At 40.6% G+C, this 17,937-nt stretch carries 14 protein-coding genes; 5 read left to right on the top strand and 9 right to left on the bottom strand.

From position 1 onward, the window contains the following. Positions 1 to 635: 635 nt before the first annotated feature. The gene (locus O9323_RS22330; RefSeq protein ID WP_288125772.1) at positions 636 to 1,673 is read right to left on the bottom strand and encodes a fatty acid desaturase; all 1,038 of its coding nucleotides are present in this window, start codon (positions 1,671 to 1,673) and stop codon (positions 636 to 638) included. A gap of 299 nt (positions 1,674 to 1,972) precedes the next feature. On the opposite strand from O9323_RS22330, the gene O9323_RS22325 reads away from it, so the two are divergent. Beyond that, positions 1,973 to 3,013, top strand: coding sequence for a DNA cytosine methyltransferase (locus tag O9323_RS22325; protein WP_002737648.1), 1,041 nt, complete (start codon positions 1,973 to 1,975; stop codon positions 3,011 to 3,013). On the opposite strand, the gene O9323_RS22320 is transcribed toward O9323_RS22325, so the two are convergent. The 3 genes from O9323_RS22320 to O9323_RS22310 form a co-directional block, all read right to left on the bottom strand. Next, positions 3,006 to 3,764, bottom strand: a complete 759-nt coding sequence (locus O9323_RS22320) for an HNH endonuclease (protein ID WP_287232238.1) — start codon at positions 3,762 to 3,764, stop codon at positions 3,006 to 3,008. The two genes, O9323_RS22325 and O9323_RS22320, sit on opposite strands and share 8 nt — an antisense overlap. A gap of 236 nt (positions 3,765 to 4,000) precedes the next feature. Continuing rightward, positions 4,001 to 5,164, bottom strand: a complete 1,164-nt coding sequence (locus tag O9323_RS22315) for a pyridoxal phosphate-dependent aminotransferase (protein WP_288125771.1) — start codon at positions 5,162 to 5,164, stop codon at positions 4,001 to 4,003. Between the two features lie 230 nt (positions 5,165 to 5,394). After that, positions 5,395 to 8,148, bottom strand: a complete 2,754-nt coding sequence (locus O9323_RS22310) for a DNA methyltransferase (RefSeq protein WP_288125770.1) — start codon at positions 8,146 to 8,148, stop codon at positions 5,395 to 5,397. A gap of 210 nt (positions 8,149 to 8,358) precedes the next feature. Between O9323_RS22310 and O9323_RS22305 the strand changes: the two genes are divergently transcribed. Beyond that, the gene (locus O9323_RS22305) at positions 8,359 to 8,826 is read left to right on the top strand and encodes a DUF29 domain-containing protein (protein ID WP_002750864.1); all 468 of its coding nucleotides are present in this window, start codon (positions 8,359 to 8,361) and stop codon (positions 8,824 to 8,826) included. A gap of 389 nt (positions 8,827 to 9,215) precedes the next feature. Here the strand turns inward: O9323_RS22305 and O9323_RS22300 are convergent, their stop codons facing one another. From O9323_RS22300 to era, 5 genes are all read right to left on the bottom strand, one after another. Beyond that, entirely contained in the window at positions 9,216 to 9,491 is a 276-nt protein-coding gene (locus O9323_RS22300) for a MoaD/ThiS family protein (RefSeq protein WP_002735127.1), read from the bottom strand. A 106-nt stretch (positions 9,492 to 9,597) separates the two neighbouring features. Continuing rightward, positions 9,598 to 10,902: a threonine synthase gene (gene thrC / locus O9323_RS22295; RefSeq protein ID WP_002750866.1), complete on the bottom strand. Its 1,305-nt coding sequence runs from the start codon at positions 10,900 to 10,902 to the stop codon at positions 9,598 to 9,600. A 511-nt stretch (positions 10,903 to 11,413) separates the two neighbouring features. Then, positions 11,414 to 11,959, bottom strand: a complete 546-nt coding sequence (rsmD, locus tag O9323_RS22290; protein WP_016514818.1) for a 16S rRNA (guanine(966)-N(2))-methyltransferase RsmD — start codon at positions 11,957 to 11,959, stop codon at positions 11,414 to 11,416. A 3-nt stretch (positions 11,960 to 11,962) separates the two neighbouring features. Then, entirely contained in the window at positions 11,963 to 12,640 is a 678-nt protein-coding gene (locus tag O9323_RS22285) for a uracil-DNA glycosylase family protein (RefSeq protein ID WP_002750869.1), read from the bottom strand. A 171-nt stretch (positions 12,641 to 12,811) separates the two neighbouring features. Beyond that, on the bottom strand, positions 12,812 to 13,768 hold the full coding sequence (gene era / locus O9323_RS22280) for a GTPase Era (protein WP_288125769.1): 957 nt from the start codon (positions 13,766 to 13,768) through the stop codon (positions 12,812 to 12,814). Positions 13,769 to 13,803: 35 nt separating this feature from the next. Between era and O9323_RS22275 the strand changes: the two genes are divergently transcribed. From O9323_RS22275 to O9323_RS22265, 3 genes are all read left to right on the top strand, one after another. Beyond that, positions 13,804 to 14,571: a DUF6816 family protein gene (locus O9323_RS22275; RefSeq protein WP_288125768.1), complete on the top strand. Its 768-nt coding sequence runs from the start codon at positions 13,804 to 13,806 to the stop codon at positions 14,569 to 14,571. A gap of 231 nt (positions 14,572 to 14,802) precedes the next feature. Next, positions 14,803 to 15,789 (top strand): serine/threonine protein kinase, encoded by a 987-nt coding sequence (locus O9323_RS22270; protein WP_288125767.1) that lies wholly within the window; start codon positions 14,803 to 14,805, stop codon positions 15,787 to 15,789. Positions 15,790 to 16,182: 393 nt separating this feature from the next. Continuing rightward, positions 16,183 to 17,721 carry a protein kinase domain-containing protein gene (locus O9323_RS22265; RefSeq protein ID WP_288125766.1) on the top strand — a complete coding sequence of 513 codons (1,539 nt, stop codon included), beginning with the start codon at positions 16,183 to 16,185 and terminating at the stop codon, positions 17,719 to 17,721. The last annotated feature ends 216 nt before the right edge of the window (positions 17,722 to 17,937 follow it).

Here is a 17,937-nt window from a genome sequence, read left to right as displayed (position 1 = left end):
AACTCATTCTCTAGCTCTGAAGGTAAATCTAGGCTGATGTTCACGGTATTTCCTCAACGTTCAATGACCTGTCTTTGATTATATCGGAATATATTCAGTTAAACGAAGGGGTTGAGTTTCCTTGCGTAAAACCAGCCTAGGACTGTGATTTAATTGATAGAGCTATTGCCCAATTAAACCTTGAAAATGAGAATATTTACAGATAACGGTGCTACAAGCTGTAGGACTCGACGAACCTGTGCTGGTTCTAGGCGTTGTCAGATAAAGAGATGAGAAGGCAAATCAGAAAATTCCCTTAAGCTTCTAATTCATGACCTTAAGTTTAAGGATGTTCCAGTTCCCTACACTTTTGCTTGATTCATCTTTACATCTGACAACGCCTATCCTCTTGCCAGTAGCTGTTGAAAAGCAAAATGATCAAATCCTAGAGAACCGCTTGGATATTTGTTTGATTCTTGGCCAATTCTGCCAATGTCATTCCCTTTGTAAGTCGTTCAATTTCACTGCATCAGCTTAATTCCTTGCCAATGAATCAAATAAAGACAAAGACTTTACCGCTAGTTTTGGCAACTATTCTCGGTGTGAGAGGAGGAGGCAGATTTTGCTGCCGTTTCCTCTTGATAGCTAAGACAGGATTAGTTTTTGCGGTAAAAAATCTTACTGCCTTGGTCACTGACAAAATGACAATTGCGGTAGGACCGCCAGAGAGATCTGAAAATCGGTTCTTTCGAGACGCGATAATAGTCTCCTAAGACGGGACGGATAGCCTCGGTTGCTTCTTGGAGATGATAGTGGGGAATAGTGATAAAAATATGATGGGCGACGTGGGTACCAATTTGGTGATGGATGGGATTAAAGATGCCATAATTGCGATCGATGGTAGAAAGCGCTCCTTTGAGAAAGTACCAATCTTGACCGCGATACCAGGGAATATCATCTTCAGTGTGGTGTAGGAATGTCACTAGGTCCAACCAAACCACAAAGACGATATAGGGCATGATGTAGTAGTTAAACAGAAACCAAAAGCCGTAGCTGATACCCACCCCGATTAATAGACCTAACATAAAGGTACAACAAACGGTGCTAGTCAGTACCTGCCACCGTTCCGAGGGGCGAAAGAGGGGGCTTTCGGGCGTAAAATGTGACCCCTGTTTATTAGGAGAACGACGGAAAAGATAGAGGGGATAAACAAATAAAATTAGCTGAAAACGAGCTAATTTTTCGTACCAAGCCATATTGTTATACTGGGTTTCCGTGACGGGATACCAACTTTCATCGGTGTCGATATTGCCAGTATTAGCGTGATGGGTGCGATGACTGATGCGCCAACCGTGGAAAGGTACGAGAATAGGAGTATGACTGAGATGACCGATTAAGTTATTTAACCAACGATAACGGGAAAAGGAACCGTGACCGCAATCGTGACCGACGACAAATAAGGCCCAAAACATGGTTCCCTGCATAAACCAAAAAAGGGGGAAGAACCATGCTTGATTAATCTGGTAAGTTATCCGGTAAAGCAGGGTAATGATGCCAATATCAAAAAAAAAGTAGGCTAAAGAGCGAAAAACGCTTGATTGGAAGCAACGGGCCGGGATAGCTAGACGGACATCCTGTAGGGTAAATGGCAAAAATTCTCTTTTTAGGGCAGGTTTAGGTAGGGTTTGGGACACTAGGTTATAACTTAAGATGGATAACAGGGCAGTATTGACGAAGGCTTGAGTAGCTCAAGTTTTCTGTTTCTCGGTGCGCTATCTTTTCTCTATCTCAGCTAGGAGCAGATAAAACCGAGCGATCGAGCGAATTTCGTCTAACTCACCAGAATTATATTGTAGGGCTTAATGTAACTTAACAAAAGCCCCTAGGGAAAGTGAATCACATTCTCCCCCTGTCTGTCCGTCTGTCCCCTTGGACATCTAGTACAATAATATCTGAGAAAATAGATAAGACTCTCGGTTATTCAATCAACATTATGAACGAGTTACCTATTCGTCCAGCTAACAAAAATTTTACCCATAGTCGCTTGACTTTTGCCGATTTTTATGCGGGAATTGGTGGCTTTCGTCTCGGTCTTGAACAAATCGGTTGGCAATGTGTTTTTAGCAACGAAAATAACCCAGATTGTGTGAAAACCTACAATCACAATTTTCATGAATCCATGAAACCGCAAGATGTTGAAGCTTTAATTCCTAGCTTACTTCCCGATTTTGAGGTTTTTTGTGGGGGATTTCCCTGTCAGCCATTTTCCAGAGCAGGACAACAAAAAGGTTGGCAAGACAGTCGCGGACTAGCCATTCAGGAAATTCTCAGAATTTGCCATGAAAAAAAGCCTAAAGTTATCTTTCTTGAAAATGTTAGTAATATCCTGCGCTTAAATAAAGGGCAGATATTAAAAGATATATTAATCCAGTTAAAGGAAATAAATTATCTGGCTTTTTATGCAGTTATCGATAGTAAATATTTCCAAATTCCTCAATCAAGACCTCGCTTTTTTTTATTGGCTTTTCGCAAGGATTTAGGAATTAAAAACTTTCAATTTCCCCAACCTTGCCATGCAGAAGTAGGTATTGAAAAAATTATTGTTCCGGGGGATTATTCAATTCCCATATCGGAAAAATGGCAGCAGTATATTGATTATTATGCTGGCAGAATTACTGCCGAACAATTATCTTTTCAACTGCCAAAAACAAGAATAAGTATTGAAAGGGCAAGTGTTAATGTAGATTATGATAATTGTATTTATCAAATGAGATCTAGTGGCATCCGAGCAATTTCTATCCAAAAACCCTTTCCTACTTTTGCGGTTAGTGTTAGCGGTGGTGGTGCCATGATTCCAGTGTATAGCAAGGAAAGAAGACATTTAAGTCTCTTAGAAATAAAAAGATTAATGGGATTTCCCGATGATTATTATTTTCCTGTTTCTCGCACCGCTGCTATTAAACAACTTTCTAACGCTGTCTGTCCCCCAGTCATTAAACATATTGGTATAAATATTACTAAATCACTTAATTAGCTCGATTTAGCCGGTCTTCAATATTTTCTTGACTGGGGAAAATAATCTTAGTTACTTCAGGAAAAGCTAAGACACATTCTGAACATTTATCAGGAGCATAGTTACAAAGATTACAGATTTGCCATTTGCATTTATTACAATAGAAGCAGAGAGCTTGAAAATTGTCATCGGCACTATTTCCACCTTTTTCTACGGGAATCCGATGATCCCAAACTAAACGCACTCGATCCCTAGCATAGGTATTTTGATTGATATTTTCTTTCTTTTTAAGAATTGAGCCACAAAAATTACATTTATTTTTTTGTTGTTCTAAGATATTTCTCTGAATTAGGGATGAGGGAGGTGTTCTAATCGGTGGTTTAGTAGTGGTAAAAAGTCGTTGATGATCGGAACTATCTAAAATATATTTTTGACTGCCTAATCTTTTTTGTCCTGGGGGAGCATGAATAAAATTAAATCCCTCTTCATTCCAAAGTTCGCTAAAGGGTTTATTAGCATCAGCATAGGAATCTTGAATTAAATTTTCAGAAATTTTACCCTTGAGTATAGTTTTTATCTCTTGCAAATTATTGGTCGCATTAGTTAGATAGCTCTCACAACCTTCTCCATACCTAATCAGAGTTAGCAAAGCAGCAATAGTTCTTTTTTTATATAAAATAATTACTCTGTTATCATTAAAGATAATTAAATATCCTTTTCCTTGAGTATTCTTGGTAATTTCCCTAATATCTTCTAACTTGATCCCACTCATCTTAATACCTCTAGAAATTACAGATAATTGGCTGTTAAAAATTGTCAGATGCCCCCCTTATTAAGGGGGGATTAAAGGGGGGACTAAGGGGGGATCGGCACCCCCCTTATCAAGGGGGGCAGGGGGGATCAAAGACAAAATCTATCTTCAATTTAATTGAAACCACTTACTTAATTGGCTGTTAAAACCCAAAAAAAGGGCGAACAAAATTCACCCTAACAGATAAAGTAATCATCCTACAAACTGCCGATGAACTGATCAATGCGATCGAATCCTTTTTCAATCGTCTTTAGGTCTGTAGCATAGGAAAGACGAATACAATCATCAGCACCGAAAGCAATACCGGGGATAGCAGCCACTTTTTGGGTTTCGAGGAGTTTCTGACAAAAATTCCGGGATTTTAAACCAGTTTGACTAATATCGATAAACACATAAAAAGCACCGTTGGGAGTAGGACAATTGAGTCCAGGTAGCGATCGCACTCGTTCTAAAATATACTGTCGGCGCTCGCTAAAAGCTTTGACCATTTCCTCGATGCAATCTTGGGGACTCTCTAAAGCAGCGATCGCACCGTATTGGGCAAAAGTGCAGACATTAGAGGTACTATGACCTTGGATCTTAGTCATGGCCTTGACAATTTCCGCCGGTCCTGCTATGTAACCGACGCGCCACCCCGTCATCGAGAAAGCTTTAGCAAAACCATTACTAATAATACTGCGCTGAAAGATTTCCGGACCAAAAGAAGCGATACTGCGGTGAATTGCGCCATCGTAGAGGATTTTCTCGTAGATTTCGTCAGAAACCACTAAAATATCCTTTTCAACCACAATTTCTGCTAAAGCTGCGATTTCTTCGGGAGTATAGACAATACCGGTGGGATTAGAGGGAGAATTGAGAACAAATAATTTAGTTTTCGGTGTAATTGCCGCTTCTAGCTGTTCGGGGGTGATTTTATACTGATTCTCTAGGCTAGTGTTGACTATAACCGATGTTCCTCCCGCTAACGTCACCATTTCAGGATAACTCAACCAGTAGGGTGCGGGAATAATCACTTCGTCCCCCGCTTCAATTAACGCCATGATTAGATTGTAGAGAGACTGTTTACCCCCATTGGTAACGATGACATTATCGGCATTGTATGCTAGTTGATTATCCCGCAGCAATTTCTCGGCGATGGCTTTTCTTAACCCCGCTTCCCCGGCAGCCGGTCCGTAGCGAGTTTTTCCCTCATCGAGGGCCTTTTTCGCGGCAGCTCTGATGTGAGTGGGTGTGTCGAAATCTGGCTCCCCGGCGCTAAAACTACAGACATCTTCGCCGTTTTTCTTCATTTCCTTGGCCAGAGAGTCGATAGCTAGGGTAAGGGAGGGGGTGACTTGATTGACTCGTGACGCTAGTTTCATAGTATTTTACCCTGACAGGGCTTTTCTGATGACCTACACAACCTTTAGTATTGTCCATCACCCCGATTATTCTGGGTGTTTTTTTATATAATCTCCGGAATTGCGGCGCTTAGGGATGGGTGTGGGGTGTGGGGTGATGGGGTGATGGGGTGTGGGGTGTGGGGTGTGGGGAAATGGGGAGAATAAATAAAAATAATCTCCTGACTCCTGAATCCTGTCTCCTGCCTTCGTTATTGAAGATTTTTTCTTTTTGCGGGTTTTTGTTTGCTGGTAGAGAGTAGGGGAGCGGTTAATTTTTCATAGAGTTCAAAGAGGTATTCAATACGGTTTAATTCACTGGTGAAAGGTTGGGGACGATAACACAAATCAACGGCTTTGTCAAGTTTTTGGTGAGCTTTGAGCAAGTCCGGAGGCATGGTTAAAGGATCGTATAAATCCGCAAGGCTACTATCAGGATATTTTACCCTTGTATCTAGCACAGCTTGAGCGCAAGTTTCAACGGTTTGTTTTTGTTTGTCGGTGATATTTTCTGGAAAGGGGTAGTTATTATAAATAATATCTTTTGAGTAACGATAATCACTTTTTAATCTGCCACACACATATTTAACCCATGCCATGTGCATTTCTGAAGTTAAAATACCAAATAAATATAAATTTGCATTAGGAATTAATAAAACTTGATCATTACCAATCACATTTTTATTCATAAAACCTATTGGAATATATTTTCTTCTTTCAGATGAAACACGGGGAACAAGTAAATAATTAGTATCAGGTTGTGCTATTTGACAGAATAGAGTAGGTGTCGCCGCAAATTTACGAGTAGAAGCAGCTTTACTTTTTAATCTAAAATTTTTAACCTTATCTACTCTTTTGATGACTTCTGGTAATGTCTTTAATTCAGTGGGAGAAATATCAACTAACCATAGACAGTAGCGACTATAACCATTAATAAATTCTTGCGCTCCTGTATAAGGTTTAATCCATTTTTCTGCCTTCGGCTCTAATTTAAAAAATTCTTCTTTTTCTGGTTCTGTAAAAATAAAATTACCACCATCTCTTGGCATACTACCAAAACGCATTAATGGAACATTAGATAAGGGAAAACTTCGGTTATTAATAATGATGTCACTTCCATCAACCAAATAAGGATTAATATTATTCGACTGAACAACTAATGATTCACCTTGAATATCTTCATAATCAAATAGGATTTTAGTTGTTATATTAAAACTTCCAAAGCCAATAATAACACAATGAACTGCAGCGTTTCCTTTTGCTTCATTACTCCATTTAAAAGTACAATGGGCAAAATGAATTTTTAAATGATATTTTTGAAAAAGAATATTCCAAAGTAAGGCAACTTGCTCCCCTTGAGATATAGAATTTGTGGAAACAAAAGCAACCCTGATTCTATTGCCCTGAATTATTTGAGCAGCCTTAATATACCATGCACACACATAATCTAAAACGCCTATTCCTTTCTCACCGTCGAAAACATAAGCCATATCATTCCTTTGCTCATCATTCATAATCATCGCACCCACAAAAGGAGGATTCCCTAAAATAAAATTGAGCTTCTCTTTTGATATAAGTTCTTCCCAATCAATCCGTAAGGCATTTCCATGAACAATCTTTGCCGATTTCTTTAATGGTAAACGCACAAAATACTGACCAAAAGTATTACTAACTTTAACATTCATCTGATGATCAATTAACCACATTGCCACCTCAGCCACCCTCACCGCAAACTCATCGTATTCAATACCTGCAAACTGATTTACATCTACCTGAATAATGGTACTAATATCTGTTACTAACTGCCCCGTTTTATCTAACTCCTGTAACACCAAAATCTCTAAATCTCGTAACTCCCGATAGGTAATAATTAAAAAATTGCCGCAACCACAGGCAGGATCGAGAAAATATAAATTAGCAATCTTTTTCTGAAATTCTAGTAATTTATTGCGATTGCCTTTAATCTTCTCAAATTCCCTGTGTAAATCATCTAAAAATAATGGTTTAATCACCTTTTGAATATTTTTCTCGGAGGTATAATGCGCCCCTAAATTGCGTCGTTCTTTTGGATTCATTACCGCTTGAAACATAGAGCCAAAAATAGCAGGGGAAATTTTTCCCCAATCAAAAGCACAAGCTTCTAATAACATGACTCGCATCTTGCTATCAAAAGCCGCTAGGGGTAATGACTCCTCAAATAACTTGCCATTTATGTAGGGAAATTGAGTTAAATTTTCATCGAGATTTTTTAATCTTTTTTCTTCTGGTGTATTCAAAACCTGAAAAATATAAGCGATGTGCATCGCCAAATCACTGCCATCTTCCTTGGTATGTAAATCGATATATTCCCAGAAAATCCCCTTATTAAAAATACCCGTATCATCGGCAAATAAACAAAATAATAAACGCACTAGATAAACTTCTAAATTATGCCCCATATAACCAATTTCTTTGAGGCAATCATGAAGTTTTCCCATTAACTCGGCAGCTTGAATATTGACGGGATCTTCGTCTTTATAAACTCGCTTTTCGTAACCAGCAATAAAATCAAATAAATGAACGTTATCAACAAAATTACTTAATTCAAATTCCCATTGATTGCCCGAATCTAAATCATATAATTTAAACCGTTGAAAATCCGATACTAAAATATAACGCGGTAACTCATGTTCCTTTAAATTGGGAAAATAATCCTTAGCCTGTTGTGTGGCTTTTTCTAAATCTTTCCCCTTCGATTTATGCTCAACTAAAATCGTTCCTTTCCATAATAAATCAATAAAACCCTGTTTATTATCGGCTTTTTTTATCGGTTGCTCAAAACTAGCTACCCTACGCCGTGAAATGCCAAAGACATTAAAAAAATCATTCCAAAAAGATTGAGATTCTGCTTTTTCTGAAGTCTCTCCTTCCCACTCTTTTTGAAAAGCGATGGCGCGATTTTTTATTTCATTCCAACTTAAAGGCATAGTTTTAACTCCTTATCTTTCGCGGGTTTGCTCAAAGATACTAGAAAATGGTGTAGGGAGCCAGATGCAGTCAGCAAGGGATACAGATAGTTTCCATTTTAGGTGATTTTTTGGTAAACTACAAGGGAAGCTAGAAATTAGTAACGCCTTGAGAATTGTAGCCGCTTAGTTACCAATCTAGTTATTGACTCGAAGGAACAACTTATCGCTATGTCCAAAACTCTCTACGAACAAGATTTTCAAGTATGGCTCGCAACAACAATTAGCCACCTACAGAAGCGGGAATTTGCCGCACTGGATACTGATAACTTAATTGAGGAGTTAACCGAGTTGGGAAAATCGGAAAAAAGAACTTTAGAAAGTAATTTGATGATTCTTTTGGCTCATTTGCTCAAATTAAAAGTACAGCACGACGCACCGCCATCAATGAAGGATAGCTGGTATTGTTCTATTATTGAGCATCGCCAGCGAATTGAGAAAAACTTACGCAATACACCTTCCCTGAAATCCTATCTAGAAACTGCTATCGAGGAAGCTTATCCAGATGCTCGTCAAGTGGCAATTAAGGAAGGGAAACTTGCTCAATTTGGTGTTCGGATTCCCCCAGAAAATGATTATCCTCAAATTTGTCCTTTCTTGCCAGAGCAAATCTTAGATGAGAACTTCTATGGCAATTGACCAAATGTGTCTCAGCTTATAATAATATGAACAACCACAAAGGCACAAAGGACAGAAAGATTAGGTTTTTCTGGCAACCCTAACTAGGGTTTGCTGAATAAGTAGGGGCGAAGCATTCGGATAGAAAATCTACCTTTTCACCGATAGGTTATTGTCCGAATGCTTCGCCCCTACAGGACGCGGACCGATGAAGACGCAAGGTTTTGAACGACGATTCTCTCAAAATCTTGCACCTGTGGGAGCGAGAAAAGCCCCAAAACCTTTACTTTGCCTACATTTCAAATTTATTCAGCAAACCCTAACTAAAACTTACCTGAAGAAAAGCCCCCAGAAAACATCACTTTCTAGGGGTTTAATTACAATTGACGGAAAACAAACTTATGGGGAGGTTAACCTCCAGCCACCGCAGGAACGATACTGACTTCATCGCCATCTTTTAAGGGAGTTTTTGTCCCATCGAGGAAGCGAATATCTTCACTGTTGACGTAGAAATTTAAAAAGCGCCGGGGTGCGCCCTCTTCATCGCATAAGCGGGCCTTAATACCGGGGAAACTTGCTTCTAAGGATTCGATTAAATCACCGACACTACTAGCACTACACTCGATGGTAGCCTTATTTTCTGTAAATTTTTGCAGGGGAGTAGGAATGAGAACTTTTACGGCCATAGATATCAAGGAAAAAGTGGAAAGGACAGTAAGCTGCGCGCAAATTTAAATTGCTTGTGGAGATGAGGCAAGGGGATAATCGCCCCATCATCCCCGAACATCAATTCTAGACGAGAACCTGTTGCCATTCGAGGCGTTCGAGGGTGCGGGAACGTTCCAGGGCCCGTTCAAAACTTTCTAATTTCGGTTCGATTAACAGGGGTTCACCGATATAACCCTGTACCGCTTCTTGGGTTTTTAGACCATTACCGGTGATATAAACGACCGTGGTTTCTTCGGGGTCGATTTTACCCGCTTCTACTAATTTTTTCAAGACGGCGATGGTTGTACCGCCTGCGGTTTCCGTGAAAATGCCTTCCGTTTCTGCCAAAAGTTTAATACCTTCGATAATTTCGGCATCGGTGACGGATTCAATATTACCGCCGGTTTTACGCGCAATATCAAGGGCATAAACACCATCGGCGGGATTACCAATAGCGATCGATTTGGCGATAGTATTGGGTTTAACTGGGGCGACAAAATCCCGTCCTTCCTTGAAAGCTTGGGCAATGGGGGAACAACCCTCCGCTTGAGCGCCACTAAAACGCACTGCTTTATCTGCCACCAAACCGACTTTGACGAATTCTTGGAAGCCTTTATAAATCTTGGTAAAGAGGGAACCACTGGCTAAAGGTGCGACAATATGGTCGGGGAGTTTCCAGCCTAATTGTTCAGCTACTTCAAAGCCTAAAGTTTTGGAACCTTCGGAATAGTAGGGACGCAGATTGATGTTGACAAAACCCCAACCGTAGGTATTGCCCACTTCTGAACAGAGACGGTTAACTTGATCGTAGTTGCCTTTAACTGCCATTACCGTGGGATTATAGATTAGGGTGCCAAGAATTTTACCCGCTTCTAAGTCGGAGGGAATGAAAACACAACAGTCTAAACCGGCGTGAGCAGCAATAGCGGCGGTGGAATTGGCGAGATTTCCCGTACTAGCACAGGAAACGGTAGTAAAACCTAATTCTTTGGCCCGGGTAAGGGCGACGGATACCACTCTATCTTTGAAGCTGAGAGTGGGCATATTGACGGCATCATTTTTAATGTAGAGATTTTTTAGACCCAAGCGCCGGGCTAAACGGTGGGATTTAACTAGGGGAGTCATACCCGTACCCACATCGATAGGATTTTCACTTTCCACCGGCAAAAAGGAACGATAGCGCCAGATGGAATTGGGACCTGCTTGAATGCTTTCTCTGGTAACGGTACGACGGATGAGGTCGTAATCGTAGTCCACTTCTAGGGGGGCAAAGGTTTCTTCGCAGATATTCAGCGCTTTCAGAGGGTAAGAAGTCCCTCCTTCCTTAGAAACCAAGCGGGTAAAGGTGGGGATGAATTTTGAGGTTTTGATGTTTGTCGCTAGGGTCATGATTTTCCTGTCTTGCCGTCAACTGAATCTACACACATCCTATCACCGGCAAAATCTTGGTGTCAAATATACCCGATAAAAATAGTCGGGTATAAATTTATACCAAAAATAGGTGATATTCTGGGGAGCAGCAAGGGTTAAGGGGAGAGAGTTCGGCTGCCGTGTCAGGAAACTTCGGGGTAGTTTTAGGTCAAAAAAAGGACTAGGAGAAGGGATTTAAGTTTTTTAGGAGGCTATAGCCTATTTACTGCGAATTTTATCGAAATAAACCCTAATTTTCCTTTAAATAGCTTAAACAGGGGGCGATTAACTGCGGTTGCCAGAAAGTTTCTCGCTTTACTCAGGATAATTGTCAAGAAAAGTGACAAATTATGTGATTTTGTTGAGAAATAATAATTTTTCTAGGCTGCCCAATAAAATTGACTATTTCCGGCAGGAGTCAGGAGATTGCTTTTATTTATTCTCCCCACACCCCACACCCCACACCCTACACCCTCTTTCAAGTCAGTGGTCAGGAGATAACTGCTTTTTGATAAAAAGTTAACGTAGTATTGCCGTAGCGTTTTTGACGACAAATGGTTAAACCTTCTAGATTAATTGCTTGCCAAGATTTGGGATTATGTTCCACGGCAATTTCCCCCAGAGAATCTAATAAATTAGATTGAGAGATGGCAGTTAGTACCGGTAAATATAACCCGCTTTCGTAGGGAGGATCAAAATAAATTAAATCAAAACTTTTCCCCGCTAAAGTGGCTAACTTTGTCAGTACATCCCCCCGAATTACTTGAAATTGCTGGGGAGAAGTTGCTAAATTGCGCCAATTTTCCTTGATAATTTCGCCAGCGCGTCCTGATTGTTCAATTCCGATTACTAGACTCGCACCTCGACATAAAGCTTCCGCACCCATGGAACCATTACCCGCACAAAGATCCAACCAACGACAGCCGGATAATTTCTGTTGCCAGATATTAAATAAAGCTTCTCGGACCCTTGCTGTCGTCGGACGGGTTAATTGTCCTGCTAGGGTTTTTATGGGACGATTGCCGTAAATTCTCATCGGTTAAAAGGCAAATTCAGTTAATCTTTTTTGTAACAAATCAGGAAAAAGAGCATAGTATCTTTGATTGAGAGGAGAAGGATGGGGGAGAGGCAATAAAGTCACTTTCTTTTGCTGTTTTAATCCATCTTCATCAGTAGCGGTAAGGGTAACTAGGAGTTTTTTGGTAAAGCGTTCTTTATCAAGATAGAATTTATCCACTTCTTTCGGTTTACCGTAGGGTTCAAACCATTTAAAAGCTTCCGTGCCAAGGGGAATGATATGATCACCTTGCCAATAAAAAACGAGCAGTTTTTCTATAAATGGACGAAAACGATCTTTCACTTCCCCAGAATAAGCTTTATTACCCGGAGGTTTGTAGGGAACTGTATTAGTCAAGAAAATTCGATCGCACACCGATAATAACTCTTGACGATCATGAGATTTTCTCCCCTGCCAAGCTTGAAAAAATCCCTCTCTTACCATTCTACCGGCAGCCCCGATCAAAGGTTGTCCTGCATACACTTCATCTCGTCCTAAATCCCGGCCAAAAAAGCATAACTGACTAGCAAGATTACCAGCATATAAAACCGGTTCAAAGGGGTCTTTTTTTGCCTCTTGGTAAATTAGGGTATCGATGGGAAAATCCTCTTTTTTTGCCTCTTGGTGTACCTGTTTAATTAGGGTTTTAATATCGGTCATTTCAGTTATCAGTTATCAGTTATCAGTTATCAGTTATCAGTTATCAGTTATCAGATGTAAGTTTTCAGTTATCAGATGTGAGTTTTCAGTTCACTGTTTACTGATCACTGAAAAAAGCTTCTCCCCACACCCTACACCCTACACCCTACACCCCACACTCCACACCCCGATTCACTCCTCGGTGCGATAGCCAAATTCTGCTAAAAGTGAGCGAGATTGTCGCCATTTCGGTTCTACCTTCACAAATAACTTTAAATATACCTCCCCAGCGATTAACTTTTGAATAGCCGAGCGAGCGGAAGAGCCAATCGCTTTTAACATAGTGCCATTTTTACCGATGACGATCCCCTTTTGGGAGGCTCGTTCCACGTTAATGGCGGCAAAAACCTTGGTTAAAGCGGGAGTTTCCTCGACGCGTTCAATCACCACCGCCACAGAATGGGGAATTTCCTGACGGGTTTGCAGTAAAATCTGTTCGCGGATTAATTCGCCCATAATAAACCTTTCCGGCTGATCGGTGACTAAATCGGGGGGATAGTAATAGGGACCGACTTCGAGGGAATCAATTAACAGATTTTGCAGTTCTTCGATTCCCGTCCCCTCCAGTGCCGAAAATTTGAGCAGAGACCAGTTATTTTCCGTCGCTAAGGTACGATAACTATCGTCGATAGGCTCCGGGTCTTCCGGTTGCTGATCGGCTTTATTTAGCCCTAAAATCGTGGGAGTTTGGTTTTTAGTCAGTAAATCGGCAATATAGCGATCGCCACCGCCCAAAAAATTACTACTATCGACAACAAATAAAACTAAATCTACAGAATTTATAGCGTTTTCAGCATTTTTAACTAAAACTTTGCCTAATTCGTGATGGGGTTTGTGAATGCCGGGGGTATCGACAAAAATCATCTGGGAGCGATCGCTGGTGACAATGCCGCGTAAACGGTTGCGGGTAGTTTGAGCGATGGGGGAAGTAATGGCGATTTTTTGTCCCACTAATTGATTCATCAGGGTAGATTTGCCCACATTAGGACGACCAATAATGCCAATAAAACCCGATTTAAAACCAGTGGGTGCGATGGGAATTACTGCCGAATCGAGATTAAAGGCTTGGGAGTTGATCAAATCGTTCATAATTAAAGAATATTACTTAAAAAATATTTTTACCCATGCAAAGGATAATTTTGTTCTTGTTAGTATTAATTCTAGGCTGTAGTAACCATTTAGAATTATCTATAGCGGGAAATTTAAGCGATCGCTTAACTAATTATCCTCGCTGGATGACTAAACCAGTGGTTAGTTTTGCCCGCGGAGATTTAGTTTATCCCGATTGGATGGTGGGCAGTTGGACTGTCACCAGTACCCTAATCGATTTAACCGCTCCTCTTGCTCCCCAGATTATCACACCTGGTTTTGAAAGTAATCGTCGTTACCTAGAAAAATCGATCGAGTTTCCAGTGAGATTCATCGAGAAAGCTATTTCCAGACCGATAAATGCTGCCTTTTTATCGACTATTATCAGTAAACCATCAATTGTGGCCGATCGATCCTTTAATGGTTTAGCAATTAGTCGCGCCTATTTGGGTAGTCAATCGGTATTATCGGTAAAAACTGACCCTAATAATCCCAATCGTCAGATTACCTTTTTACGGGGCGCTCATCAACTAATTTCCACGGTAATTGCCAGAAATAGCGAAACTCCTAGCCAAAATCAATTTATTGCCACAGAAATCAGTCAACAAATTTTCCGGGGAGAAACCAACACTTATCTTAATGAGGTGGAAACCACCACCGCCTATGAGTTATTGTCTGCCGATAAAATTCTAGGCGATCAGGTGACAGCCATTTATCTTTCCCCCCAATCGCCGGATTTTTTCCAAGCGCCGAATCGTCCTGTAGCTTTGTATCGTTATCGCCTAGAATTGCTGAAAGATTAATAGAAATCCTGTAAAAATCAAAAATCTTCCCTTAGATGAGGAGACAGGAGGAGAAAAAAGACAAGAGATAATCCTAGCCATAAAACCTAAGATTAGGTCAAATTTATCTAATTGGGTCGCCAGTCGCCGGTCGCCGGTCGTTAACACCACATTAGGTTATACTTCTAGGAAAATGACATCGCTATTAAAATAAGTTTAATTAATGTTTGTGAGCAGAGGAGCTAGGAGTTAATGGTTTGGGATCTGGGCAAGAAAATTAAAGATGGCCAGTACAGGATTCAGGAAGTATTGGGTGAAGGAAGATTTGGCATTACCTATCGAGCCAGCGATCGCAATGGTGATTCAGTGGTGATCAAAACGCCGAGGGATGTGGGTTTTAAATTGTGGGAATCTGAGCGTTTACAGAAACTTTTTTGGCAGGAAGCGAGTAAATTAAAAGGTTGTGATCATCCTCATATCGTGCGAGTTAAAGAGTTATTTTCAGAGGGTAAAGCTAACTGCATGGTTATGGAATATATTGATGGGACGACCTTAGATCGGCGATCAACAAAAATTTTACCAGAAAAAGAAGCCTTACGCTACATTGAGCAGATTGGACAGGCTTTAATGGTGGTACATAGTCGCGGTTTTCTGCATCGAGATATTCGACCGGGTAACATTATGATTCGGACTGGTAAACCAGAAGCGGTCTTAATTGATTTTGGTTTAGCCTTAGATTTTGATGAGGAATTAACCAAAACTCGTACCCAGGAATTAGCCTCAGGTTTTGCGCCTATTGAGTGTTATTCTCGTGATGCTAAACGCGGAGCTTTTACCGATATTTATAGTTTAGGAGCCGTGTTATACGAGCTTTTAACGGGTAAAATTCCAGTGAATGCGATGACTCGAAAAATTGATCATCAGCCTTTAATTGAGCCGAAAACCTACAATTCAGAAATCAGCCCTAATATCAACAAAGCCATTCTTTGGGCATTGGAATTAGACATAGATAAACGTCCTCAGTCAGTGCAAGCATGGTTTAAGGATTTAGGTTTGTCTATTCCCAAAAAAGAACAATTTAAAATATCTCAACCCATTGTTATTAATTGGACATTAGTGTGGGCTGGTGTCGCGGCGATTGCTACTTTATTAACGGCTTTAGGTGTACCAGAATTGATGAAGCAAAAGTTTACACCTCAACCAACTCCGACAGGTTCTCCCCCATCTTCTCCTAAGTAGGTAGGCGTTAAAAATTATCAAATGCCCCCCTTATCAAGGGGGGATCAAGGGGGGATCAAACCCCCCTTATCAAGGGGGGATCAAGGGGGGATCAAGGGGGGATCAAGGGGGGATCAAACCCCCCTTATCAAGGGGGGATTAAGGGGGGATCAAAGGCGATTGCAGTTCGATAAACTCACTAACCACAATGGGATGCAAGACGTGCCATTGGTGTAAACTTAAGCACCACCAAACTCCCGTAAGGGCGAAGCATTCGGGCAATAACCTATCGCTGAAACCGTAAATTTTTTATCCGAATGCTTCGCCCCTACAAACTCAAATACCAAAACATAAGCCAATTTTGAGACAAAAGCAGATTTTTTGGTATGATAAAAATAACTATTGCAAAATTCTATGGTTTGGCAAGCGGGACAACTCCTCCACAATGGCAAGTACGAGATCCTTGAGGTCTTGGGACGGGGAGGTTTTGGCCTGACCTATAAAGCACGTCATCGCCAACTCACCCTGGAAGTGGTGATCAAAACTCCTCATATTTTGCAAAAAAGAGATACGGAATACGAGGATTATGTTAGACAATTTGAGGCGGAAGGACGCAAGTTAGCCAAATTTTCCCAGACTCCCCATGCCCATATCGTCCGTATTTCCGATTTTTTTACTGAAGGTCAAGTTCCCTGTTTGGTGATGGATTTTATTCAGGGTCAAACTTTGATGGAAAGGGTGAAAACTCAAGGAAAATTATCGGAAGCGGAATGTTTAAAATATATTCGGCAAATTGGCAGCGCATTAGAGGCAGTTCATCAAGCAGGAATGGTACACCGAGACGCTCACCCTGGCAATATTATGATTCAACCCAATGGGAATGCTATCTTGATTGATTTTGGCATTGCTAAAGAGATTATTCCGGCTGGTAGTAGTTCGACGGATTATGCCGCAAATCCCAGTTTTGCCCCCTATGAACAAATTTATGGAGGTAGCAAGGCCAATCGTCAGCCGAGCGTGGATATTTACGCCCTAGCCGCCAGTTTTTATTATGCGGTAACTGGTCAAAAACCGACTCCTTCAATGGAACGCCGTTTAGAGAATCGTCCCTTAACATCACCGAAAGAAATTAATCGAAATTTGAGTGATCATCTTAACAAAGCCATTACTCTGGGGATGGCTTTGGAAAAAGAAAACCGCCCTCAGTCTATGTCCGATTGGCTTCAACAATTGGAATCACCACCGCCTCCTGTAGAAGAAAAATATCGTCAAGAAAAAGTTAATCCCCCACAGCCAAGGAAAGAGCCAAAAGTAGCTGAAACAAAAGCCCCTGTTAACCCAAAACCTTCTGATAATTCTCTTCAGAAAAAACTCAAAGCTCTTCCCTGGGGTCGGTTAATCGGTGTGTTTCTTGTTTATGGTGTAATTGGTTTCTTTTTATTTGTTGCGGCTAGCCCCCCTCGACGAATCATAGCTGTTGCTGTTGCTATGGCTGTACTTATGCCTGGAGCTGCAACGTCGCATCTGGTGTTCTCCGCATATTTTTTTGTGTTATTTCCATTTTTTTTAGGGTGGATGACGATAATAGTTTGGAACTCTTGGTCTTTGGGTATATTTATTGGTACGGCTTTTGGTGTAATTTTATTTTTGGCTGTTGCTCATCACGAAAAACATCCTTGGTTGAACTCTGTTGCATCGCTTATATTCATTATATCTCCTGGACTTGTGGGTGGGATTGCGTCTGGTATTCTTGCAAAAATGAATCATATTTTTGCGGGAATATTAATGGGAATAGTATTCCAGGGATTATTAATACTTAATATTGTATTTAAGGAAGAATGTAAAGGTAACAAAATTAGCCCTTTCAATATTTTTCTGATTCTTGCGGTTACAAATTTAAGCGGTTTAGCAAGCGGTTGGTTATTGGGTTTTCTCCTGCATTCCAAAGGCTAACAAAACATAAAACTATCCTCATAATTCCTTTTTTTCTATTGTTATCTTCCCTAGATTAGGTTAATTAATGCAACCCAAAAATTAAATTGTGCCATAGTAGTGAGTCTATTCTGCTGAGGAGCATCTCACTTGTGCCATGCGTATTAATGCTTATAGCTGTCAAAAACTATAAAACAATGAACTTGTAATCAAAAGTTCATGTCTGCGTCACAGTAA

This window comes from Microcystis sp. LE19-131.1A, from assembly GCF_027532015.1.
In the GTDB taxonomy this organism is placed as follows: Bacteria; Cyanobacteriota; Cyanobacteriia; order Cyanobacteriales; family Microcystaceae; genus Microcystis; species Microcystis ichthyoblabe_A.
The sequence above is the reverse complement of the archived record's forward strand: the minus strand, read 5'-3'. Positions and strand labels throughout refer to the sequence as shown.